Source organism: Bradyrhizobium sp. YR681, from assembly GCF_000282615.1.
Classification (GTDB): domain Bacteria; phylum Pseudomonadota; class Alphaproteobacteria; order Rhizobiales; family Xanthobacteraceae; genus Bradyrhizobium.
In genome coordinates this window covers 1-2,972 of record NZ_AKIY01000173.1, presented here as the reverse complement: position 1 = coordinate 2,972, position 2,972 = coordinate 1, and the positions used below count along the sequence as shown (strand labels likewise).

Below are 2,972 nucleotides of genomic sequence, written 5' to 3'. Positions count from 1 at the left end.
TCGCACAGTGGACCGTGGGTGCCCGGCCGGCACCCGGTCTTCCCTGCGCCCTCTGACAAGAGAGCGTGACGAGATCAAGCAAAGCTCGGGCGAAACAAGCCGCGAGGCCGCGAACCCATGTCAGCCATTTAACAACGGTCTCGTGCCCCGGACGCGCTGCAACGCCCTTCGCGTTGCCGCGCAGAGCCGGGGCTCATGTTGCAGCGAGTGCCGCAGTCTGCTGGGCCCCGGCTCTGCGCCGCACCGCTGCGCGCTGCGTCGCGTCCAGGACACGAGAGTGGCGAACGGAGCAGTTCCACACTCCGTCATGGCGAGCGCAGCGACGCAGCCAGAAACGTATCCACGGATGGACTCTGGATTGCTTCGCTTCGCTGGCAATGACGGTGCCGATGCAATTGCGCGCCTCTTTGTGAGTTGTGCATGCGGCCTGGATGGCTACCATGCGCCCGTTCTCGTGGACCACGGGAGCCAGCAGCAGGCGGAGGCGACATGAGCGGGCAGGACCACAAAGTCAAAGGATCGGATCTGTTCGTCGCCGCGCTGGAGAATGAAGGCGTCGACCGCATTTTTGGCGTGCCCGGCGAGGAAAATCTCGATCTGGTCGAATCGCTCCGCACCTCCAAGATCGAGCTGGTGCTGACTCGCCACGAGCAGGCCGCAGCCTTCATGGCCGCCACGCATGGGCGTCTGACCGGAAAGCCCGGCGTTTGTCTCTCCACGCTCGGCCCCGGCGCGCTCAATCTGTCCACGGGCGCGGCCTATGCACATCTCGGCGCGATGCCGATGATCCTGATCACCGGCCAGAAGCCGATCATGAGCAGCCGGCAGGCGCGTTTCCAGATCGTGGACGTGGTCGCGACCATGAAGCCGCTGACGAAGCTGTCGCGGCAGATCATCAGCGCCTCCAGCATTCCGACCGTGGTGCGCGACGCCTTCCGCGTGGCGATGGAGGAGCGGCCGGGGCCGGTGCATCTCGAACTGCCCGAGGACATCGCTGGCGACGAGGTGCCGGCCACCCCCGTGATCCCGATCCATCCGATCGAAATTCCCGTCGCCCATCGTGCCGCGCTCGACCGCGCCGCCGAGATGATCTTGGCGGCAAGGAGCCCGCTGGTGATGATGGGGGCGGCGACCAGCCGGCCGCGCTCGACCCACGGGATCGCAAGCTTCGTGCGGCGAACCGGCATTCCGTTTTTCACCACGCAGATGGGCAAGGGCACCGTGCCCGGCGGCACCAATCTCTACATGGGCACCGCGGCACTGTCCGAGCGCGACTATGTCCACGACGCGATCGAGGCCGCCGACCTGATCGTCGCAATCGGTCACGACCCGATCGAGAAGCCGCCCTTCATCATGGGGCCATCGGGCCCGAAGGTGATTCATGTCAGCTATACCTCGGCCAGCGTCGAGCAGGTTTATTTCCCGGATGCCGAGGTTATCGGCGATGTCGGCCCGAGCCTGGAGCTTCTGGCCGACCGCCTTGAAGGCAAGCTGCCGCACGCCGCCGCGCTGCTGCCGCTGCGTGAAGAGATACTCAGGCATCTTGCCGATCGCGCCACGGAGTCCCGCTGGCCGCCGACGCCGCAGCGGATCGTGCATGACATCCGCCAGGTGATCCCGGAGAACGGCATCGTCGCGCTCGACAACGGCATGTACAAGATCTGGTTCGCGCGCAACTATCGCACCCGCGTCGCCAACACGCTGCTGCTCGACAACGCGCTGGCGACGATGGGCGCCGGCCTGCCATCGGCGATGATGGCCGCGATGCTCTATCCCGATCGTCGCGTGCTCGCGGTTGCCGGCGACGGCGGCTTCATGATGAACAGCCAGGAGATGGAGACCGCAGTCCGCCTCAAGCTCAACCTGGTCGTGCTGGTGCTCGAAGACAACGCCTACGGCATGATCCGCTGGAAGCAGGCCGTCGACCATTTCGCCGATTACGGCATGACCTTTGGCAATCCCGATTTTGTCCTCTACGCCAAGGCCTACGGCGCCAAGGGACACCGCATCGCGAGCATCGACAGCTTTGGCACGACGCTCGATGCGGCCTTCAAGGAGGGCGGCGTGCATCTGGTCGTGATCCCGATCGACTATTCGGAGAATGTGCGGGTGCTGGTCGACGAGCTGCGCGCGCATGAGAAGGCAAAGGCGTGATGTTCGACACTCTCGCCGTACCCGTCATTGCGAGGAGCCCTTGCGACGAAGCAATCCAGACTGTCTCCGCGGAAGGACTCTGGATTGCTTCGCTGCGCTCGCAATGACGGAATATGCCGATCAGCTCAAATGCGATAACAACTTGCGTCAACATCATCCAACTAACTACGGGAATGAAAACATGACTCGCGTTCGCTGTATCACCGAGATGGGCATGGGCGTCGACGTCCACGGCAGGGACGCCACCAAGGCGGCGAAGCGCGCTGTGTCGGATGCGATCAGGCATTCGAGCCTCGGTTTCTTCCGGATGATCGGCAAGACCGCGAACGACATGTTCGTCGATGTCACGATCGGCGTGCCGAACCCCGAGGCGGTCGACAAGGAAGCCGTTGCGAAGGAGCTGCCTTACGGCACGGTGACGGTGACTGCGGTCAAGGGCGGGCTGGAGATTCCCTCGGCGACGGAAGTGGCCAACGACCCGATCCTCATCGCCAACGCCGCCGTCATCGTCAGCTTCGACAAGGATTAGGCCGGTGTCCGACAGCGATGAGCGGCTGCTGGATCGTCCGATCTGGAGCGCGCTGACGACCAGCCAGAAGCATCTGGCAGAAGGTGGGCCGCGGGCGCGGCGCTATCCCGTGGACATGACGCCGTTTGCCGACATGGTCGACATGTCCGCGGCGAGCTTCGCCGCGCTCGGCGATCTCCTGTCGGGTCCGCAGGTCGCCGCGCTGTTCACGCCCGAGCCGGTCGATGTGCCGGCCGGCTTCAAGGTGGTGCTTGCCGAGACGGGCGAGCAGATGATCGGCTCGCCCCCC

At 64.7% G+C, this 2,972-nt stretch carries 2 protein-coding genes and 1 pseudogene; all 3 read left to right on the top strand.

The features are described from left to right. Positions 1-489: 489 nt before the first annotated feature. Positions 490-2,154, top strand: a complete 1,665-nt coding sequence (locus PMI42_RS12900; RefSeq protein ID WP_008134682.1) for an acetolactate synthase large subunit — start codon at positions 490-492, stop codon at positions 2,152-2,154. A gap of 181 nt (positions 2,155-2,335) precedes the next feature. Then, positions 2,336-2,683 carry a Lin0512 family protein gene (locus tag PMI42_RS12895; RefSeq protein WP_008134681.1) on the top strand — a complete coding sequence of 116 codons (348 nt, stop codon included), beginning with the start codon at positions 2,336-2,338 and terminating at the stop codon, positions 2,681-2,683. Positions 2,684-2,687: 4 nt separating this feature from the next. Beyond that, positions 2,688-2,972: pseudogene (locus tag PMI42_RS12890) on the top strand (GNAT family N-acetyltransferase); the annotation flags it as partial.

Excerpts from the sequence above, each read along its gene's own strand:
- PMI42_RS12900 (WP_008134682.1), top strand. The coding sequence starts at position 490 with ATGAGCGGGCAGGACCACAAAGTCAAAGGATCGGATCTGTTCGTCGCC.
- PMI42_RS12895 (WP_008134681.1), top strand. The coding sequence starts at position 2,336 with ATGACTCGCGTTCGCTGTATCACCGAGATGGGCATGGGCGTCGACGTC.